Source organism: Massilia luteola (genome assembly GCF_034420155.1).
In the GTDB taxonomy this organism is placed as follows: domain Bacteria; phylum Pseudomonadota; class Gammaproteobacteria; order Burkholderiales; family Burkholderiaceae_D; genus Telluria; species Telluria luteola.
In genome coordinates this window covers 74436-94591 of sequence record NZ_JAXOFN010000003.1, presented here as the reverse complement: position 1 = coordinate 94591, position 20156 = coordinate 74436, and the positions used below count along the sequence as shown (strand labels likewise).

At 71.6% G+C, this 20156-nt stretch carries 15 protein-coding genes; 11 read left to right on the top strand and 4 right to left on the bottom strand.

Annotation, left to right across the window (positions count from 1 at the left end):
• Nucleotides 1-11: 11 nt before the first annotated feature.
• The gene (locus tag U9J41_RS05855) at nucleotides 12-701 is read right to left on the bottom strand and encodes a FadR/GntR family transcriptional regulator (protein ID WP_322400818.1); all 690 of its coding nucleotides are present in this window, start codon (nucleotides 699-701) and stop codon (nucleotides 12-14) included.
• A 261-nt stretch (nucleotides 702-962) separates the two neighbouring features.
• On the opposite strand from U9J41_RS05855, the gene U9J41_RS05850 reads away from it, so the two are divergent.
• From U9J41_RS05850 to U9J41_RS05830, 5 genes are all read left to right on the top strand, one after another.
• Nucleotides 963-2276: a DUF3422 family protein gene (locus tag U9J41_RS05850; RefSeq protein ID WP_322401097.1), complete on the top strand. Its 1314-nt coding sequence runs from the start codon at nucleotides 963-965 to the stop codon at nucleotides 2274-2276.
• Nucleotides 2277-2279: 3 nt separating this feature from the next.
• Nucleotides 2280-3170, top strand: a complete 891-nt coding sequence (locus U9J41_RS05845; RefSeq protein WP_322400817.1) for a CPBP family intramembrane glutamic endopeptidase — start codon at nucleotides 2280-2282, stop codon at nucleotides 3168-3170.
• A gap of 87 nt (nucleotides 3171-3257) precedes the next feature.
• Entirely contained in the window at nucleotides 3258-5738 is a 2481-nt protein-coding gene (locus U9J41_RS05840; protein ID WP_322400816.1) for a DUF6600 domain-containing protein, read from the top strand.
• Nucleotides 5739-5876: 138 nt separating this feature from the next.
• Nucleotides 5877-6617: a sulfite exporter TauE/SafE family protein gene (locus U9J41_RS05835; RefSeq protein ID WP_322401095.1), complete on the top strand. Its 741-nt coding sequence runs from the start codon at nucleotides 5877-5879 to the stop codon at nucleotides 6615-6617.
• A gap of 100 nt (nucleotides 6618-6717) precedes the next feature.
• A complete protein-coding gene (locus tag U9J41_RS05830; RefSeq protein WP_322400814.1) occupies nucleotides 6718-6897 on the top strand; it encodes a hypothetical protein in 180 nt (59 codons plus the stop codon).
• A gap of 330 nt (nucleotides 6898-7227) precedes the next feature.
• Here the strand turns inward: U9J41_RS05830 and U9J41_RS05825 are convergent, their stop codons facing one another.
• Genes U9J41_RS05825 through U9J41_RS05815 form a run of 3 tightly spaced genes read right to left on the bottom strand, consistent with a single transcriptional unit; the run spans nucleotide 7228 to nucleotide 13853 of the window.
• Nucleotides 7228-8160 carry a nucleoside hydrolase gene (locus U9J41_RS05825; protein ID WP_322400811.1) on the bottom strand — a complete coding sequence of 311 codons (933 nt, stop codon included), beginning with the start codon at nucleotides 8158-8160 and terminating at the stop codon, nucleotides 7228-7230.
• On the bottom strand, nucleotides 8157-11504 hold the full coding sequence (locus U9J41_RS05820) for a glycosyl hydrolase (protein WP_322400810.1): 3348 nt from the start codon (nucleotides 11502-11504) through the stop codon (nucleotides 8157-8159). The genes U9J41_RS05825 and U9J41_RS05820 overlap by 4 nt, the downstream gene beginning before the upstream one ends.
• 39 nt (nucleotides 11505-11543) lie before the next feature.
• Entirely contained in the window at nucleotides 11544-13853 is a 2310-nt protein-coding gene (locus U9J41_RS05815) for a TonB-dependent receptor (RefSeq protein WP_322400808.1), read from the bottom strand.
• Between the two features lie 255 nt (nucleotides 13854-14108).
• Here U9J41_RS05815 and U9J41_RS05810 point away from each other — a divergent pair, with 255 nt between their 5' ends.
• From U9J41_RS05810 to U9J41_RS05785, 6 genes are read left to right on the top strand one after another with little or no spacing between them, the layout of a single operon-like run.
• Nucleotides 14109-15269 (top strand): MFS transporter, encoded by a 1161-nt coding sequence (locus U9J41_RS05810; RefSeq protein ID WP_322400807.1) that lies wholly within the window; start codon nucleotides 14109-14111, stop codon nucleotides 15267-15269.
• A gap of 10 nt (nucleotides 15270-15279) precedes the next feature.
• The gene (locus U9J41_RS05805) at nucleotides 15280-15714 is read left to right on the top strand and encodes a GlcG/HbpS family heme-binding protein (RefSeq protein WP_322400805.1); all 435 of its coding nucleotides are present in this window, start codon (nucleotides 15280-15282) and stop codon (nucleotides 15712-15714) included.
• Complete coding sequence (locus U9J41_RS05800) at nucleotides 15711-16739, top strand: amidohydrolase family protein (protein ID WP_322400804.1); 1029 nt, start codon at nucleotides 15711-15713, stop codon at nucleotides 16737-16739. Before U9J41_RS05805 ends, U9J41_RS05800 begins: the two co-directional genes overlap by 4 nt.
• Before the next feature lie 9 nt (nucleotides 16740-16748).
• Complete coding sequence (locus U9J41_RS05795) at nucleotides 16749-17636, top strand: VOC family protein (RefSeq protein ID WP_322400803.1); 888 nt, start codon at nucleotides 16749-16751, stop codon at nucleotides 17634-17636.
• Nucleotides 17637-17696: 60 nt separating this feature from the next.
• Nucleotides 17697-18563, top strand: coding sequence for a fumarylacetoacetate hydrolase family protein (locus U9J41_RS05790; protein ID WP_322400800.1), 867 nt, complete (start codon nucleotides 17697-17699; stop codon nucleotides 18561-18563).
• Complete coding sequence (locus tag U9J41_RS05785) at nucleotides 18560-20137, top strand: bifunctional 3-(3-hydroxy-phenyl)propionate/3-hydroxycinnamic acid hydroxylase (protein WP_322400799.1); 1578 nt, start codon at nucleotides 18560-18562, stop codon at nucleotides 20135-20137. The genes U9J41_RS05790 and U9J41_RS05785 overlap by 4 nt, the downstream gene beginning before the upstream one ends.
• Nucleotides 20138-20156 lie beyond the last annotated feature (19 nt).

Here is a 20156-nt window from a genome sequence, read left to right as displayed (position 1 = left end):
GACGGCGCCCGTCAGCCGCGCGAGAACGTGCGCGTGACGCGATCGAGGTGGGCGCGCATCGCCTGGCGCGCGCCGGCCACGTCGTGCGAGGCGATGGCGGCCAGGATGGCGCGGTGGTCGAGGAGTGTCAACTGGCGCAGTTCCTCGGTCTGGAAGTGCTCCGTCAGCTTGTGCCACAGGCTGCCGCGCTGGGCCCACAGGTATTCGATCACGCCGACGAGGGCGCTGTTGCCGGCCGCGCGCGCGATCGCGAGGTGGAAATCGCGGTCGGCCGATTCGTTCTCGCCCAGGTTGTCCTGGTTCTGTTCCATCTGTTCGACGGCGACGAGGATCGCGTCCACGGCGGCCGGCGTCGCGTTCTTCGCGGCCAGCGCCGCGACCTCGACTTCGATCACGCGGCGCGCGGCCAGCACTTCGAACGGACCGGGGCCGGCCGCCGGTCGCGCCGACTTGGGCGCCGCCTGTTCGCTGACGTAGACGCCGGACCCGCCGCGCACCTCGACGACGCCGCCCAGCTCCAGCGCGATCAGCGCCTCCCGCAGCGACGTGCGCGAGACGCCGAGTTTCGTCGCGAGATCGCGTTCGGCCGGCAGGCGTTCGCCCGGCTTGATGTTTTCTTCCCGGATCAGCGCTTCGATCCGGCTCGACACCACGCGATACAGTCGCGGTTCGGTCGCAATCGCATCGGGTGGCGCGGGCATTTTTCTCATTGTGTGCAGTCCAGGAAAATGTGGAGGCGATTGCCAAGGTCGCATCTTAGTTTGGTCCGGATAATGTTGCAAGTGGTCAGACCAAAGTGGTCATTTGGGCTGATCGCACGGGCTATTTCACAACAGTTGGACGCGGCGCCACGGTCCGCCGCGGCCCCGCCGTCGCCACGCCCGTGTGCATACGCATGTACAATGGAAATATTGCCATGCAGATCATGCACGGCACCACCCCGACAGCCGATGAATCGAACCATGACGACCGCCTACCCGAGCCTGAGCCATGCCCAGCGCATTCCGCTCGCCGCCGAAATCCATTCGCGTCCCTTCCTCCGGCTGGAAGCGCCCGAAGCCATCACCCACCTGGCCGTGTACCGCGCCAGCGAATCCGGCTCGCGCAGCGCGCACGGCCCGAACCAGCACGCGCTGCTGGCCGCACTGTGCGGTCATTTCGGGGTGGCCGCGCCGAACGTGACGGCCAATCACTTCTACCACGACTTCGGCCGCTTCCGCCTCAAGTGGGAGTGCCATACGGAGTTCGCCACCTACACGTTCACGGAAAAGGCCGCGCCCGGGCCGTCGCTGGCCGACGCCTTCGCGCGCATGCCGCTCGCGTACCTGCCGCAGGCGTGGATCCTGGGGCTGCACGGCCATTTGATGTCCGCCGCCCACGTGCTGCTCGAACGCGGCGCCGCCGATCCGGCCGTGCTGCAGGAGAGCTTCGCGGGCAGCCACCTGGTCGGGTCGCGCGTCATGCAGGGCGGCGAGGTGTGGACGGACTTCGCGATCCAGTCCGACGGCTTCTCGCGCTTCGTGCTGCGCGACGTCGAGATGCGCGCGCAGCAGGCCGGCCGCCTGGCGCAGCGCGTGCTGGAGATCGACACCTATCGCATGATGGCGCTCCTCGGGCTGCCGGCCGCGCGCGCCGTGTCCGCCGCGCTCGACGACATCGAGGCCGAACTGGCGCTGCTTGCCGAGCGCATGGTCGCCGGCGAAGCGGTGGCGGGCGACCAGGCCCTGCTCGAACAGATCACGCGGCTGGCCGCGCGCCTGGAAAAGCTCTCGCTCGACAACGGCTACCGCTTTTCGGCGTCGAAGGCGTATTACCGCCTCGTGAAGGCGCGCATCGAGGAATTGCGCGAGGCCCGCATCGAAGGCGTGCCGACCGTCGAGGAATTCATGGACCGCCGCCTCACGCCCGCCATGAACACCTGCGAAGCGACTGCGGCGCGCCAGGAAGCGCTGGCGCGCCGCATCGCCAACGTCAACGACCTGCTGCGCACGCGCGTCTCGATCGTCCAGGAAAACCAGAACCGCCAGATCCTGCAATCGATGGACCGCCGCGCCGCGCAGCAGCTGCGGCTGCAGCAGGCCGTCGAGGGCCTGTCGGTGGCGGCGATCTCGTACTACGTCGTGGGCCTGCTCGGATACGCGGGCAAGGGCCTGAAGAGCATCGGCGTCCCGGTCAATCCGGACATGCTCACGGGCGTGCTGGTGCCCGTCGTGGCGGGCGTCGTGTGGCTCGCGCTGCGCCGCATGCACAAGCAGATGCACAAGCGCGGCCACTGATCCATGCTGCTCGACCTGCATCTGGTGCCGACCTTCGGCGCGCTGGCGCTGGCCATCGTGCTGCTGTGGGTGCCGGCGCCGCCCGTGCGCGGCAACCGCGCGTGGGCCTGGTGCGCGGGGCTGCTGCTCGCGTGCCTGGCCGGACTCGCGTCCGGTGTGCTGGACTGGCGCGCCCTGGTCGCCATCGGCGCGTATCTCGCGCTGGCGTTCGGCGCGCGCGCCAGCGAACGGGCGTGGCTGCGCATCCCGCTGCTCGCGCTGACGGGCGTGTGCGCCTTGCTGCTGGCGCTGCACCGGCTGCCCGGATTCCACAACCCCATGCTGGCCGACCGCGTGCAGGTGTCGGCCGGTGCGATCCCGTTCACGCTGTACGCGAACTTCGACAAGGCCGTCGCCGGCATCGTGCTGATGGCCGTGTTCTGCGCGCCGATCCGCACGGGCGCGGCATGGCTGCCGATGCTGCGCCGTACGCTGCCCGTGCTGCTGGCGACGCTCGTCGTCGTCCTCGGCGCCGGCATGGCGCTCGGCGTCGTGCGGCCGGACGTCAAGTGGACGGCATTGACGCCCTGGTTCCTCGCCAATAACCTCCTGATCACCTGCGTGACGGAGGAGGCGTTCTTCCGCGGCTTCCTGCTCGGAGGACTGGCGCGCGGCATGGCGCGCTGGCGTTACGGCACCGCCGTCGCGGTGGTCGTGTCGACCGTGCTGTTCGGCCTCGCGCACGCGCCCGGCGGACCGATGCTGGTCGTATTCGCCACCCTGGCGGGCCTCGGCAATGCGGCCGCCTACCTCCGCTCGGGGCGCATCGAGGGCGCGATCCTCACGCACTTCGCGCTGAACGCCGTCCACTTCATCGCGTTCACCTATCCTGCGCTTGCACACCGAGCCGCGTGAAACTTCTGTAACACCGTGTGACACCGTATCGTGCGCGCGGGGTGCGGGGCCTATGATCGGCCATTATTGACTGCTTCACCATCGATCATGACCGCACGTACATTCATCTGGCCCGTTGGACTCGGCCTCGCGCTGGCTGCCGCCGCCGCGCCCGCGCTGGCGCAGGACCCGCCCGCGCGCGTGGGCCGCATCGCGTATCTCGCCGGCCCCGTCAGCTTTTCTCCCGCCGGCGCCGCCGACTGGGCCCAGGCGCCGCTCAACCGTCCGCTCGTTCCCGGCGACCGCCTGTGGACGGACGCCGGCGCGCGCGACGAGGCCGAGTTCGGGCCGGCCGTCGCGCGCATGGACGCCGGCACGCTGTTGACCGTGCTCGGCGCCGACGAGCGCACGACCCAGCTCCAGGTATCGCAGGGCCGCATCGACCTGCACGTGCGCCGCCTCGCCGACGGCGAAACGGTGGAGGTGGACACGCCCAATCTCGCGTTCGTCGCGCGCCAGCCGGGCGATTACCGCCTTGCCGTCGCGCCGGACGGCGGCACCACGGACGTCACGGTGCTGCGCGGCGCCGGCGACGTGTACGGCGACGGCACGTCGCTCGCCCTCGCGCCCGGACAGGGCTATCGCTTCGGCGGCCAGGACCTGAACAACTACGTGCTGCTGCAGCCGGTGCCGCCGGACGATTTCGACCGCTGGGCACTGGGACGCGATGCGCGCTACGAGCACGCCGTCGCGCGCCGCTACGTGCCGCAGGGCGTCGTCGGCGCGGAGGATCTCGACGACTACGGTAGCTGGCGCAGCGTGCCCGACTACGGCACCGTGTGGGTGCCCGACCGCGCGCCGCGCGACTGGGCCCCGTACCACGATGGCCACTGGGCGTGGGTCGATCCGTGGGGCTGGACCTGGATCGACGACCAGCCGTACGGGTATGCCGTATCGCACTACGGCCGCTGGATCCGCACGCCGGACACCTGGGCGTGGGTCCCCGCGCCGGCGCAGGCGCGTCCGGTCTATGCGCCCGCGCTGGTGGCGTTCGTCGGCGCGGTGCTGACGCTGGGCGGGCGGTCCGGTCCGGGCGTCGGCTGGTTCCCGTTGGCGCCGCACGAGGCGTACCGGCCGCCGTATCACGCGAGTCCGACCTACATCACGAACGTCAACGTGAGCAATACGGTGATCCGCCAGACGACGATCGTCAACAACATCAACAATATCCGCTACGTCAACCGCAACGTGCCCGGCGCGATGGTGGCGATGCCCGCGCAGCAGTTCGCCCAGGCGGCGTCGACGCGCCGCGCGGGCCTGCTGCTGCCGCCCGGCGTGGCGCGCGCGGCGCCCGTGCTGGCGGCACCGCAGGCGCGGCCGCTGCCGCGGAGCCGCGTCGGCACCGGGCCGGCCGGACGCCTGCCGCCGGCGCCGGTCATGCAGCGCGTCGCCGTGACGCGTGCGCTGCCGCCCGCCGCGTTTGCGCTGGTGGGTATGCACGCCCCGCACGGCGCGCGCGGTGTGCCCGCGCCCGGACGGCCGGGCGTGCAGTTGGCTGCCCACGGCCCGGTGCCGCCGCTGCGCGTGCTGCGGCCCGCGCTCGGCAAGCCGCGCGTGCCGCAACCCGCACACGGCGCAAATGCCGCCGGCCGCCAGTTCGTCCGGGGCGCCCGCGGTCCCGTCCCGATGGCCGCCCAGCCGCTGGGCGCGCTCCCGGGGGCGCGCGCGCCACGGCCGGATCATCCGGTTGCGGCGTTGGCGGGCGTACGGCCGGATGTCGCGCCGGGTCATGCCGGCGCGCCGTTCGCGCCGCAGCCGGGCGCGCGCCCGCAGGCACCTGAATTTGCGCACGGCTTGGCGAACGGTGCACGGCATGCGCAGCCGGCACTGCCGCCGGGCGCGGCGGCGTGGCGTGAGCAGCGCAGCCCAGCGCCCCCGGCGCCGGCGCAGCAGCGCTTCGCGGCGCATGGCGTGATGCCGCAACCGCAGGCCCCGGGTGGGCTGCCGCGGCCGGACCAACATGACGCGATGCCGCCGCAGGGGCGTGGTGCGGCAGCGCAGCACGGTGCGTCGCCGTCGCCTGCACAAGCCGAGGCTGCGCATGCACCGGCCGTGCAGCGGGCTGCCCGCGTGCAGGCGGCGGCGTCGAACACTCCCGCGCCGCAGCCGCATTCACCGTCGCCGCGTCCGCAGCCCGAACCGCATGCCGTACCGCATGCCGCACCGCAGCCGGCCCCGCGTCCGGAGTCGCAGCCGCGACCGCAGCCGTTGGCTCCGCATCCGCAGCCAGCGCCGCATGCGGCATCGCCGCCGGCCCCGCATCCGCAGCCTGCGTCGCATGCGATGCCGCGGCCGGCCCCGCATCCGCAGTCTGCGCCGCATGCCGCACCACAACCGGCCCCGCATCCGCAACCGGCCCCGCAACCGCATCCGCCCGCACCGCATCCGCAGCCCGCACCGCATCCGCAGCCCCCACCGCATGCCGGACCGCAGCCGGCCCCGCACGCGCCGCCGCAACCGCACGCGGCGCCGGCGCCGGCACACGGCGCCGACCACGGACACAAGCACGAGGAGCAGGGCGGTCACTGAGCGCGCGGACCCGCGCGCGCCGGCAGTGTAAGATGAGCTTCCCCGAGTTCATCGCCGGCGCGTGCGCGCCTGCCGCGCCATGCCGACACGTCACTGCCCAGCCACCGCCATCGATCGTCAATACGGAGCGGCACCATGATGCTGCTGCTCCTCTTTCTGGCGGGGCTGTGGGCCGGCGTCCAGAATGCGCTGGCCGGCGGCGGGTCGTTCGTCACGCTGCCGGCCCTGATCGTGTCCGGCATGACGCCGCTGGCCGCGAACATCACGTCCACCGTCGCGCTGTTCCCCGCGCAGATCACGTCGGGGTTCGCCGGGCGCAGGCTGGTCAGCGGCGCGGGCGGCCTGCCGTTCCGGGCGCTGTTCGTGCTGAGCATCGCCGGCGGCGCGGCGGGCGGGTTGCTGTTATTGCATACGTCGCCGGCCGTCTTCGCGCGGCTCGTGCCCTGGCTCGTGCTGTTCGCGACGGCCGTGTTCACGTGGGGGAGCTTCTTCCGCAAGCCCGGTGCCGCGGGCGCCGTGCACCTGGGGCCTGTCGCGACGGGCGTCGCGCAATTCCTGATCGCCGTCTACGGCGGCTATTTCGGCGGCGGCATCGGCATCCTGATGCTGGCCGCGCTGACCATGGCGGGCCTCGCCGCGCGCAATGCTGGCGCCACCAAGAACGTGCTGGCCGGCGTGATGAACGCGTCCGCCGTCGTGCTGTTCCTGACGTCGCCGCAGCTGCACTGGCTGCAGTGCGGCGTGCTGGCGGCGGGGGCCATCATCGGCGGGCTGGCGGGCGCTTGGGCGCTGCATCGGGTGAACGAGCGCGCGCTGCGCGTGGCGATCGTGTGCATCGGCGTCGCGCTGACCGCCGGGCTGTTCCTGAAGCCGATCTGATACACGCGCACGCCGCGCGCTGGACACCGCCACCCGCTTGGTCTACAGTGGAATCGTGCGGTATCGCCATGAATGATGCCGCCGGGAAGGCAGGTGCGCCATGCTCGATTTTCTATACGGCCTCGAACCGGATCTCTCGCTGCACGCCGTCGTGCTCGCGGCTGGCTGCGCGACGTTTTTCCTTGTCCTGCTGTGGCGGCGTTGCCCCAACTGCAGCTGGCAGGAATGGTCCAGCGAGCTGCTCGGCCGCGACGACAAGGACGATGCAACCGAGGAGTGACGCGTCGGCCCCGATGCGCCGTCCCCGACCACCCCATGCCGCCGGCGCAGCGGCGGGCCCGCGTTTTGTCGTTTCACCTCACGGCGCGTCGACGAACGCCGTCACCGCATCGACCTGACGGATCTGGCGGAACCGACGGGCAAGGCGATCAACGTGTATGCCCGGCACGCAGTCATCGAGGGCCACGTTGCCGCGCGCACCGCGGCGTCGGGGCGCGCCTGGCGCGTTGCGTCCGCGGTGTGCGCGCCGGCTGCGAGCGGCAGGCGGGCTGCCGCGCAGGCGCGGCGGAACAGTGGGATACGGTGCGTCCGGTGTCCTCGTGGCGCTGGCTCAGCCGGCGCGGCGCACGTGCGCACGCAGCAGCGCGGCGAAGTCGTCGATGTTCAGCCGCGGGTCGAGCGAATGGGCGACGCGTATCTCGCGCCCGGGTACCGGTTCGCCGTAGCGGCCATCGTCGAGCAGGCGCCGCACCGGGCGCACGACGGACGGGGTTGCGGCGGGGTCGAACGCGGTTGCCGTGACGAGCGGGCTGTCGCCGAACGTCAATGTGGCGCCCGGCCGCACGAACGGCGGCAGGTGGCGGTACTGGTCGACGAGCCAGCGGGCGAGCGGCGAGATCGGCGCGATGTCCGTGTCCAGTACCGCGACCGAGACCTGGAAGCGCCGGTATTCCTCGGCGGGGATTTGCACGATCGGCAGCCGCGTCGACTCGAACACGTGACGGGCCGCGGCGAGGTCGGTCATCAGGTTGTATTCGGGGCCGCCGGCGTCCGCCGCCGTCCCGCCGATCCACACGAGGCGCATGCGGTCGGCGATGTCCGGGCGCACGCGCAGCGCGGCAGCCACGTTCGTGAGCGGACCGCCGCACGCCAGCACGAGCGGCAGCGGATCGTCACGCAGGGCGGCGTCGACGATCGCCAGGGCCGCGCCGGCGCCGGCGACGACGGGGGGACGCACCGCGAGCCGCGCGCGCCGCAGCAGTTCGCGCGCGAGCCGCAGTCCGTCCTCCGCGCTGCGCGCCGGGTCGAGGCCGGCCAGGCGCGCCAGTTTCGGATCGAGCGCGGACGACGTCACCAGCACCGTGCGCGTGGTCGGCGCCAGCAACTGGTGCGCCAGCGCGACGAGGCCGTCGGGGTCGCCGGCGAAGTCGTTGTCGACGATGACGCGGGCGAGCGGGCGCTGCGCGATGCCGCCCGCCGTTCCGCCCAGCGCATGCGCGACCGGCAGCGCCGCGATGGCGCCGAGCAGGTGGCGCCGCTTCACTGCCGCACCCGCAGCGTGACGGGGCCGATCAGGCCGGACGGCCGCAGCGGCGCATCCGCCTTGTACGTGGGCGCGGCCGTGAACGTGACCTTGTGCGCGCCCGGCTGGGCGTCGCCGATCAGCCGGTTCACCCACAGGTTGGCGACCCGTACCTCCACCGTGTTGGTGCCGGCGGCGACGAGGTTGCCGATGTCGACCTCGTACGGCGGCTTCCACGCGATGCCGGCCGATTTCCCGTTGACGAGCACCTCCGCGACGTCGCCGACCCGGCCGAGGTCGAGTTTCAGCGGCGCGCCCGGCGCCACCTGCGCTGGCAACGTGAAGGTGCGGCGGTAGATCGAGGTCCCCGAAAAATATTTCACGTGCGGGTCGGCGCTGGCCGCCAGCGACCCGGGCGCGCCGTGCGCGATGGCGGCCGGCGCGGCCAGGCCGTCGAACGCGATCGTCCAGGCGCCGGCCAGCGTGGCGGCCGTGGTCCACGCGGGCGCCGCTACCGTGGCCGCCGGCGCGGCGGCGGGCCGGCGGAACACGACGAACACGGCGTCGTTCGCGCCCAGCGCCAGCGGCACGGTCGTGCCGTCCTTGCCGCCGCGGTAGCTGGCAGGTTCGAGGCGGCCCGTGTCGGCATGCCAGAATTCGGCCGTCTTGCCGCGCACGTTGAAGCGGACTTCGGACGCAACCGGCCTGGCGGCGCGGTTGGTGACGAAGTAGATGTCGCCGTCGGCCAGGCGGCGGTGGACGAACAGCAGCGGCGCGTCCGACCCTGCGGCCTGGCTGAAGTCGGGCGCCTGGCCGACCCGGGCCAGCGCCCCTTCGACGTCGCGGCCGGCGATGACGCGGCCCTTGCCGACGCGGGTGACGGGCGCGCCGCTCCACAGCGTCTTGACGAGCGCCGCGAACGCGGCCGGGTCGTCGGTCAGGCCGGGCGAGGCGACGGGCGCCGTGCCGACGATCGTCGCCCCCTGCGCGGCCAGCGCGTGCACGCGGCGCAGGGCGGCGAGCGTCATGCGGCTGCTGGTGCCGCCGAGGTACAGCACGCGGTAGCGCGCGCCGCCGGCCGTCACCAGGTCGCCGTCCTTGACCGACAGCCGGTGCAGCAGGGCGTCGGCGTCGACGAAGTCATAGGCGTAGCGGCGCGGGGCGTCGGCCGGCTGGCCGTGCTTGTACAACGCGACGAGCGGCGCTTCCTCGCCGTAGAAATACGCCACGTCGGCATAGAAGCGGCCCTGCTGCAGCAGCCAGCTGCTGCGCGCCATGTAGTCGACCCATGGCCGCGCCATGCCGGCCCAAGTCTCGTTGCGGTTGAAGTACTGGCCGAAGATCGCCAGCGACAGGCCGGGCTTCTTGTCGTCGCCCAGCGGCTGGTGCACCGACGTGTGGATGACGGGGAGGTTCACGCCGCTGGCGAACTCCATGTCGATCATCGGGCGCAGGTCGCTCGGGGCGAACGCCCACGGCGCCATCGCGCTCGTCAGCGACTCGGCGGCGACGAGGTTCTGGCCGTAGAGGTGCGACACCGACGCCGCGCCGCGCATGTCGGCGATCGCCGTCGGGTTCGGGCCGAATTCGGGGCGGTACGTCCACATCGCCGCCATCGGCACGTCCGCGTGGCTGCGCATCGCCATGTCGTCGCCCAGCGTGACGCGCGCGCTCTCCAGCGCTTCGCCGTACACGCGCAGGCCGTGTTCGTGCGCGACCGCCGCCACGGTGCCGTAGTGTTGGTCCGCCATCAGGTCCGCGAGCGTGCGGCGGTAGTCGTACAGGAAGGCATCCGTGCGGGCGCGGTCCTTGACGACGACGCCCGTCAGCGCGGGCAGCCACGGACGCGCGTCGTAGCCGCGCAGGCGGCGGAACTGCTCGAGCATGCGCGGCGTCCAGTTGGACGCGCCGACCTCGATGCTGTCCGTGACGATGGCGCGCACGCCGTGCGCGCCGACGAGATCCGTGCCGGCCGCCCGACGGTATTTCGCCAGGTAGGTCTCAAGGTAGTCGCGGACCGCCTTGCCGTCGTACTTGTCGACTTCGAGGCCGGTCGCTTCCGCCGTGGCCGGATGGTTTTCCGTGCCCGTCAGCGACCAGCCGAGGCGGACGATCTTCCAGGTGCCGGCCGGCGGCGTCCACGCCAGCGTGCCGTCGGGGCGCAGCTTGTCCGTCAAGTCGACGATGGCGGCCGGGTCGACGCCCGGTTCGCGCGTATCGACGCCGGCGTCCAGCGCATAGTAATCGTCCGTCGTCGCGAAGCCGGCCTTCGTCTCGAACTGGTTGACCTTCGGTTCGCCCGACAGCACCAGTTGCGCCAGGCGCAGGTCCTGGGCCTGGCCGATGGCGCCGAATGGGCCCGTGTCCGCGCCCGGCACGGGCATGAACTGCGGATTCGGCGCGGCCGGCCTGACGCCGACGACGACCCGAAAGTGCGCCGCCGTCGCCGGCGCGAAGCCGGCGCTGGCCGGCACCTGAGCGAGCGGCAGGTCGGCCACCTTGCGCCAGAGCGCGCCGTCGGCGCTCGCTTCCAGCACGGCGTGCCAGCGGGCGCCGTCGAACAGCGACGCCGCGCCCAGCGCGAAGATCGTTGCGGAGCGCACGGTCTGCGGGGCCGGATAATCCAGCGTGACGACGAGCGGATGGTCCGGCGTCGGTGCCGCGAGGTGCACCGCGCCGTCCTCGCCGGGCGTCGCCAGCCCCTGCGCGTCGAGAGTCTTGTCGCCCGCGCGCACGGCCGGCGGCGGCAGCGCGGCGGCCGGCACCGGATACGCAAACACGGCGATGTCGGCGCCGGCGCGCGCGAGCTTGTCCGGGGCGGGGCGCTGGCCCATGATGTCCGGCTGGACGAACAGGTCCTGGAACGGTCCGGTGGTGCGCGGCGCGGCCGGCAGCAGCGCTACGTCCTGGCCGCCGCGGACGATCGTCTCGCTCCACACGAGTTTCTTCATGCCGTCTTCCGGCCGCACCCACGGCCCCCCGGTCTCGCTCCAGCCGGGCGAGGCGGCGATGCCGAATTCCAGGCCGCTGCGCTCCGCCGTCAGCGCGGCATGGCGGAATGCGGCGGCCCATTCGGGGCTCATGTACGGCAGGCGTTTGGGCACGAGCTGCGGCGTCATCATCTCGGCGTCGAAGTTTTGCAGGCCGCCGAGGCCCGAGCGCGCCATCCACGCGATGTCCTTGTCGATGCCCTCCTGCGTGATGTTCCCGTTCAGCCAATGCCACCAGACGCGGGGGCGGGCCGTTTGCGGCGGCTGCTCGAAGCCGGCCGCGATCGGATCGGGCGCGGCGACGGCGGACGCGGACAGGCAGGCGAGGGCGGCGGCGCAGCCGACCAGGCGCAGGGCGGGAGTATATGCAGGCATGGCGTGTCGTTGTGCTGTGGTCACGGGGCGGCGCATCGGTCAGAAGCGGTAGTCGAGCGTCACGCCGATGCGGCGGAACGAGTTTTCGCCGAGGCTGTACGCATAACCGGAGCCGGCACCCTTGCCCGGCAGCGGATAGATGATCGCGTTTGGCACGCGCTTGTCGCCCAGGTTGCGGTCGTACAGTTCGACGCCCCAGTTGTCGTCCGGCGAACGCAGCGCGAGGCGCAGCGAGGCGACGGAATGGCCGCCGTAGCCGCATTCGGCATCGAGCGTGTTGCACAGCCTGACGCGGCTCTTGTAGACCATGTCGCCACCCAGCTGGAGTTCATAATCGCCCGGCAGCGTCCAGCTGTAGTCGCCGTTCAGCGTCATCTTGTTGCGGGGCGAGTACAACAGGCGCTGGCCGCCGACGTTGGCATTGTCGAACGTGAAGCCGGCCGGGTAGGCGGTGTCGAGGATCATCGCCATCGAGAGTCCCAGTTGCAGTTCCGGCAGCGGGCGCGCGCGGATGTCGGCCTCGATGCCCTTGCTGGTCACGCTCGGGACGTTCAGCGGGATGCAGCTCAGTGCCCCCACCGCGGTCAAGGTGCAGTTCTGCTCCTGGAAATCCTTGATCTTCGTATGGAACGCGGCCACGTCGACGTCCAGCCGGCGGTTCAGGAACGACATCTTCGAGCCCAGTTCGACGCTGGTCGGCAGCTCGGGCTTGACGATCATGCCGCTGAAGTTGCCGGCGGCCGTGGCGGCGCCGATCGGGGTGTCGTTGTCGATCTGCGGGCCCTTGTAGCCGCGGCTCAGGGTGGCGTACACGTTGACGTTCTTCGACACCGTGTGCTGCAGGCCGATCTTGCCCGAGACGTTGGACTGCTGCGCGCTGCCGCTGGCCGCCTTGACGGAGGCGGGCAGGGTGAAGCCGTCGAACGCGACGACGCTCGATTGCGACTCGTCGGCCGTGACGGTGTCGCGCGTGTAGCGCAGGCCGGCGATGATGCCGGTGGCGTCGGTCAGGTGGTAGGTCGCCTGACCGAACAGGGCCTTCGTGGTCAGCCGGGCGTGCTGGATGGCGTCCGTCGCGATCGAGCGCGGCACGGGCGGCGATGGCAGGAAGGTGCTCGGCAGGATCTCCGTGGTCGAATCCTTGTAGTTGTTCGAGTCGGCGTAGAACAGGCCGCCGACGTATTCGAGCGCCTGCTTGCCCGGCGACGCGATGCGCAGCTCCTGCGAGAACTGGCGCGCGTCCTGGTGCGGCGTGAAGTTGTAGACCTTGTCGTAGGTGTTCGACATGCCGATGTTGACGCTGTCCGGGCCCTGCTTGCGGGTGCGGTACGCGGTGATCGACGTGAGCGTGTCGCCGCTCCCGAGCGTCCAGTCGACCTGGCCGGACAGGCCGCGCACCCTGGAGTGCTGGAGTTCCGCGCCGTCCGAACAGACCTGGTTGTTGGTCTTCGAGACGGTCACGCCGCAGGAGGCGAATTCGGCGGCCGGCCGATGGTCGCCCGCCGTGTTGGCCGCGTACGCCACCGACGGCGCGAAGAATACGGCATTCTCGTTGCGCTGGTTCGACGCGTCCACGATCAGGTTGATCGCCACGTCGCGGTTCGGCGTCAAGAGGTAGCGCAGGCGCGCGCCGCCGTTCGTCGTGACGCTGTCCTTGTCGGTCAGGACGTTGTGGTAGACGCCCTTGTTGCGTTCACCGACGGCGGCGATGCGCAGCGCCGAGATGTCGTTCAGCGGGATGTTGCCGGTGGCGCGCACGGCTTCCCCGTGGTCGCCTTTATATTCGAGCTGCACGCTGCCGCCATGGTCGCCGATGAGCGGCGCCTGCGTGGCCATGTTCAGGACCCCTGCCGACGCGTTCTTGCCGAACAGCGTGCCTTGCGGGCCGCGCAGCACCTCGACGCGCGCCAGGTCGAACATCAGGCCGCTGGCGGTGGCGCCCTGCGGCACGCCGTCGATCACCACGCCGACCGAGCTCTCGGCCGACTGCGTGAACACGGCGGTGCCGATGCCGCGGATCGACGCGCTGCCGCCCGCGCCGCCGGTCGACTGGTCGCCGAACTCCAGCGCCGCCGCCGTCTTGGCGAGGTCGCCGATGTCCTTGACGCCGGCGCGCTCCAGCTGCGCGGCGTTGACGACCGTGATGGCGACGGGGACTTCCTTGATGCTCTGGGTGCGCTTTTGCGCGGTGACCACGACGGTCTCGATGCCTTTCTCGATCTTCGGGCCGGCATCGGGGCTGGCGCCGCTGGCGCCGCTCTGGGCGTACGCCGGGTTCCAGATCGCTGCGAGGCTCATGGACAGGACGGTCAGCGAACCGATCGCCAGCGGGGTGCGGGGTGTGTGCATGTTGTCTCCAGGTTAAGCCGGTCAGATGCCGGCCTGTTGTCATTGGATTGCTGCGGTGTCACAGGCGAATCGAGTATAGGTACGCAACTCGGCCATTCCAAAGCCGTATTCCGTGATACCTGCTATCGACGTTGGCGCGTGATGATCAAACGGCTGATCGATCGGAAAACCTGATACGTCCTATCGCAACTCTGGCCTTCGGGTTGGCCGGATGCGCTGCTATCGTTTTCACACAAAAAAACCAGGAGACATCCCATGCATTCCACCCCCGAGGCGGGCCGCGGCCGCGCCACGCTCATGCTGTGCCATTTCGCCGGCATGGTCGACCTGGTCGCGCTGCCGGTGTGGGTCGGCACGCTCGCCCAGCAGTACGGCTTCGACCTGGAGCACGCCGGCATGATCGTCACCGCCTTCTTGCTAGGCGCGGTCGCGGCCAGCCTCGTGGCGGCCCCGCTGTACAACAGGCTGCCGCGCGCCGCGTGCGCGTTCGGTGGCTACGGCGTCGCGGCGCTCGCCTTCCTCGCGGCGGCGCGGGTGGCGGACTTCGGCACCCTGGTGCCGCTGCACCTCGTCGCCGGCATCGCCACCGGCACCGCGCTCTCCGTCACGCACGGCACGATCGGGCGCAGCCTGAACCCGCACCGGCTGTTCGCCATGGCCGGCACCGCGCTCGGCATCGGCGCCGTCGTCTTCTATGGCGCCGTGCCGCCCGTCGTCGCGGCGCACGGCGGCGCCGCGCTGTTCCTCGTGTTCGCGGGCCTGATGGGCGCCGCGGCGCTGGCCTGCGCGCTCGGCTTCCCGCACGTGACGGCGGCCGGCCGCATCCACGTCGGCACGGCGCCGCTGCCGCGCGCGGCATGGTGCGCGATCCTGGGCGTCGCCTGCATGGCGCTGAACCAGGCCCTGACGTTCAGCATGCTGGACCGCATCGGCGTGCTGCGCGGCTTCGGCCAGGACCGGGTCAACGGCGTGCTGGTCGTGTGCGGCCTCGTCAACCTGCTGCCGGCCGCCGTCGCGGGCCTGCTGCAGAAGCGGGTCAATCCGGTGCGGGTGGCGCTCGTCGCGGCGCCGCTGCAGGCCGCGCTGGCGCTGGTCGTCACGTTGTCGGCCGGCTTCCTGCCTTACGCCATCGCGGGCAGCGTTTATCCCGCCGTGCTGATCTTCACCCACACATTCTTGTTCGGCCTGATCGCGCGGCTGGACCCGAGCGGCCGCGCGCTGGCGTCGACCCCCGCGATGATGATGACCGGCTCCGCGATCGGCCCCGCGCTCGCCGGCTCGGTCGCCATGCGCACCGGCTTCGGCGGACAAGCGCTGCTGGCGCTGATCGTCGGCGCCGCCGCCACGCTCTGCTTCGCCCTCGTGGCGCGGCGCGCGGCCGCGCAGGCGCCGGTGGCCGCGCCCACCCATCACTAAGGAGACGACCATGAACCCACCCACCCACCTGACCCTGGCCGAGGCCGGCGCGATCGTCGTCGCCGCCCTCGCGGCCGCGCGCGCGGACGGCCTGCCGCCGGTCGCCGTCGCCGTGCTCGATGCGGCCGGCCACCCGGTCGCCGTGCAGCGCGAGGACGGTGCCACGCCGCTGCGCGTCGACATCGCCATCGGCAAGGCCTACGCCGCCGCCGGCATGGGCGTGGCCAGCCGCGTGCTGCACCAGCGCGCCCAGGACAATCCCGTGTTCTTCAACGCGCTGGCCGCGTCCAGCCAGGGGAAATTCATCCCGCAGGCGGGCGCCGTCGCGATCCGGCGCGCGGACGGGACCCTCGTCGGCGCAGTCGGCGCCAGCGGCGGGACCGGCGCGCAGGACGAGGCGATCTGCGCGGCCGGCGTGAACGCGGCCGGACTGGTGGCCGCATGAGCGTCACGCACGGCCACGCGCCCGGCTGCGCCTGCGGCATCGACGTGCACGCCCACGTCATCCCGCACGACCTGCCGCGCTACGTGGGGAACCGCATGCCGGCCGACTGGCCGTCGATGATGCCGGCGCACGCCTGCCACCGCCACGTGGTCATCAAGGGCAGCGTCTACCGCACGGTGTCCGAGCGCGCCTGGAGTCCCAGCCGCCGCATCGCCGACATGGACCCGATGGGCCTCGCGGTGCAGGCGATCTCGCCGATGCCGGAGCTGCTGTCGTACTGGATGGAGGCGCAGGCCGCCGCCCAGCTGCTGCGCTACATGAACGAGCAGATCGCGGAGATGGCCGCGCTGTCGGCCGGGCGCCTCGCCGGCATGGGCGCCGTGCCGCTGCAGGACCTCGACCTCGCGCTGGCGGAGCTGGACTACCTCGCCGGCACACTCGGGTTCAAGGCGATCGAAGTGGGCAGCAACGTGAACGGCAAGGCGATCGGCAGCCCGGAATTCGCGCCGTTCTTCGCCGCCTGCGCGGCGCTGGGCGTGTCGGTGTTCGTGCACGCGCTCAAGCCGGCCGGCACCGAGCGCCTGGTCGGCCCGGACAAGCTGCTGCCCGCGCTGGCGTATCCGACCGACGTCGGGCTGGCCGCCGCCTCGGTGCTGACGACGAACCTGATCGGCCGCCATCCCGGCCTCAGGATGGCGTTCAGCCACGGCGGCGGCACGCTCGCGTCGCTGCTGCCCCGGCTCGAACAGGCGCGCCAGGTGTTCCCGGCGCTGCGCGACGCGATGCTGGAGAGCCCGTCCGAGCAGGCGCGCAGGCTGTTCTACGACACCCTGGTGTTCGATGCGGCGACGCTGCGCCACCTGCTCGACCGCTTCGGTCCCACCCAATTGATGATCGGGACGGATTACCCGTTCGCCTTCCACGACGCGCGCCCGGTCGACGGCATTGCCCAGGCGGTGCACGACCCGGACGTGCGCGCGCAACTCGTCACCCATAACGCCGCCCGATTCCTCGGGCTCGACTAAGGAGTTCCCATGTCCGCATCACCCGCCGGCCAGCTGCGCAGCATCGCCATCGGCGTCACAGACCTGGCCGCCGCCGAGCGCTTCTACAACGATACCTGGCATTTGCAGACCGTCGCCAGGACCGGCGACGCAGTCTACCTGCGCGGCGCCGGCGCATTCCACCACATCCTCGCGCTGCACCGCGCCGACACGCCGGACGTGCGCAACGTCACGTTCAGCGTGGCGGCGCGCGCCGACGTCGATGCGATCGCCGCACGCACGCCGGCCGCCGGCGGCCGCGTGGTGTCCGGGCCGGCCCCGGTCGAGGAACCGGGCGGCGGCACGGCCGTCACCGTCGCCGATCCGCAGGGCCGCATCCTGCGCTTCGTGCACGGCGACGAGCGCCTTGCCGAGCAGCCGCACGGCGACGCGCCGAGCCGGATCACGCACGTCGTGTTCAACAGCGCCGACGTGGCGGTCGCGCAGCGCTTCTTCGAGGACGCGCTCGGGTTCCGCCTGTCCGACCGCACGAAGGTCATGGCCTTCATGCGCTGCAACAGCGACCACCACAGCATCGCGCTGGCCGACAGCGATGCGGATACGCTGAACCACATCGCCTTCGTCATGCCCGACCTGGACGCGGTCATGCGCGGCGCCGGGCGCATGAGCGACGCCGGCTGGCCCATCGAATGGGGCGTCGGCCGCCATGGACCGGGCAACAACGTCTTTTCGTATTTCGTCGGCCCCGACGATTTCGTCATCGAATACACGGCCGACGTGCTGCAGGTCGACGACGCCTACCGCACCGGCGGACCGTCCGACTGGACCTGGCCGCCCGGGCGCTTCGACCAGTGGGGCGTGTCCAAGCCGCCGTCCGACCGCATCAAGCAGGCCCAGAAAAGAATCAGATTCGCGTAAGTTGCGCACCCGTGCGCGCCGCGAGCGGCCCGAAAACCCGTATCACTGAAGGAGAACCACATGAAATTCGTCACCTACCGCAACGGCCATGAATCGCGCCTGGCCGTCCTCGACAACGACACCATCGTCGACATCAACCGGGCCGTGCCCGATGTCCCGGCCGATGTCCGCGCAGCGCTTGCCGCCGGCGTGGACCTCGTGGCCGCCGCCCGCCGCGCCCTCGATGCGCCCGGCGCCGTGCGCCAGCCGCTGGCCGGCGTCGTGCTGGCGCCGGTCGTCCCGGCACCCGGCAAGACCGTCTGCCTGGGCCTGAACTACTACGACCACGCCGCCGAAAGCGGCCGCGAAAAGCCGGTGTATCCGTGGTTCTTCCTGCGCGGGACGACGTCGCTGCTGGCCCACGGCGAGGCGTCGCCGCGGCCGCGCGTGTCGGAAAAATTCGACTACGAGGCCGAGCTGGCCGTCGTCATCGGCAAGCGCGCCCGCCACGTCAAGCGCGAGGATGCCCTGGGCTATGTGTTCGGCTACGCCTGCTTCAACGACATCTCGGTGCGCGATTACCAGAAACGCACGCCCCAGTGGACCATCGGGAAGAACTTCGACCGCACCGGCGCGCTGGGCCCCGTGCTGGTCAGCGCCGACGAGCTGCCGGCCGGCGGCGCGGGCCTTTCGATCCAGTCGCGCCTCAACGGCCAGGTAATGCAGGACGCGAACACGAAGGACATGATCTGGGACGTGGCCGAGACCATCGCGCTGCTGACCGAATGCCTGACGCTTGAGCCGGGCGACGTGATCGCGATGGGCACGCCGGCCGGCGTCGGCCAGTCGCGCACGCCGCCGGTGTGGATGAAGCATGGCGACACGATCGAGGTGGAGATCGAAGGCGTGGGCCTGCTGCGCAACACCGTCGAGGACGAGCAGCCATGAACGCGGCCTATGACGTCGTGGTCGTCGGCTTCGGGCCGTCCGGCGCCGTGGCGGCCGCGCTGCTCGGCCAGGCCGGCGTGCGCACGCTCGTCGTCGACCGCAGTCATGACGTCTACCCGAAACCGCGCGCCATCGCGCTCGACCACGAGATCATGCGCGTGTTCCAGAACCTGGGCCTGGCCGACGCCGTCGCGCCGCATTGCGAGCCGTTCACGCCGTCGGAATACTACGGCGCCGACGGGCGCCTGATCAAGCGCCTCGCTGCCGTGGAGCCGCCTTATCCACTGGGCCACACGCCGTCGATGGTGTTCACGCAGCCGCCGGTGGAAGCGGCGCTGCGCCGCCACGTGAAGGCGCTGCCCGTCGTCGACGTGGTGCTGGGCCGGCGCTTCACGGGCGTCGACCAGGATGCGGACGGGGCGACGGTGCGCTTCGATGACGGGGAGGACAATCCGTCGAGCGTGCGGGCCCGCTACGTGATCGGCTGCGACGGCGCGTCCAGTGCCGTGCGCGACGCCGTCGGCATCGAGCTGGAAGACCTGGCATTCGACGAACCGTGGCTCGTCGTCGACGTGCAGGTGAATGAGCAAGGTATGGCCAAGCTGCCGAAGACCAGCGTGCAGTACTGCGAACCGGCGCGGCCGTGCACCTACGTCATCGGACCGGGCAACCACCGGCGCTGGGAGATTTCGCTGCTGCCGGGTGAGGACCCGGCGTACATGGCGACCGAGGAGGGTGCGTGGAGCGTGCTGCGGCGCTGGATCGGTCCGGAGGATGCGACCTTGTGGCGCCAGGCCAGCTACCGCTTCCACGCGCTGGTGGCGCGTGACTGGCGCGTGGGCCGCGTGTTCATCGCCGGCGACGCCGCGCACCAGCAACCGCCGTTCCTGGGGCAGGGCATGTGCCAGGGCGTGCGCGACGTCGCGAACCTCACGTGGAAGCTGCGCGCGGTGCTCGCCGCCGACGTGGGCGGCGCTGCGGCCGAGCGCCTGCTCGACACCTATTCGGCGGAACGGCGCGAGCACGTACGCAGGCTCACCGCGCGCATCAAGGAGATCGGCGCCGTCATCTGCGAGCGCGATCCGCAGGCGGCGTGCGACCGCGACGAGGCGCTGCTCGCGGCGGCCGGCGGCACCATCCGCACGGTGCCGCGCCAGGACATCATCCCGCCGCTGATGGAAGGCCTGCTGGGATCCGTCGGCCGCAGCGGCACGGGCACGCTGTTCCCGCAGCCGCGCGTGAACGGCCCCGTGGGGCCGGCGCTGCTGGACGAGCTGGCAGGCACCGGCTGGCGCATCGTGACGGACCTGCGCACGGCGCAGCTGCCGCCTGGCCTGCTGGTGCTGGCCGAGCGGTTGGGCATCCTGATCAGTATTCCGTCCGACGCGCACGGCTTCTCGAGCGGACCGCACCGCATGCAGGCCGACGAGTTGGATGGCGTGCTGGCACGCTGGTTCGAGCGCCACGGCTGCCGCGCGGCCGTCGTCCGCCCCGACCATTACGTGTACGGCGTGGCCGACAGCGGGCCGGCGCTGCACGAACTGGTGGCCGGCCTGGCCGGCACCCTGCAATGAACAGGTCGGGTCGGCACGT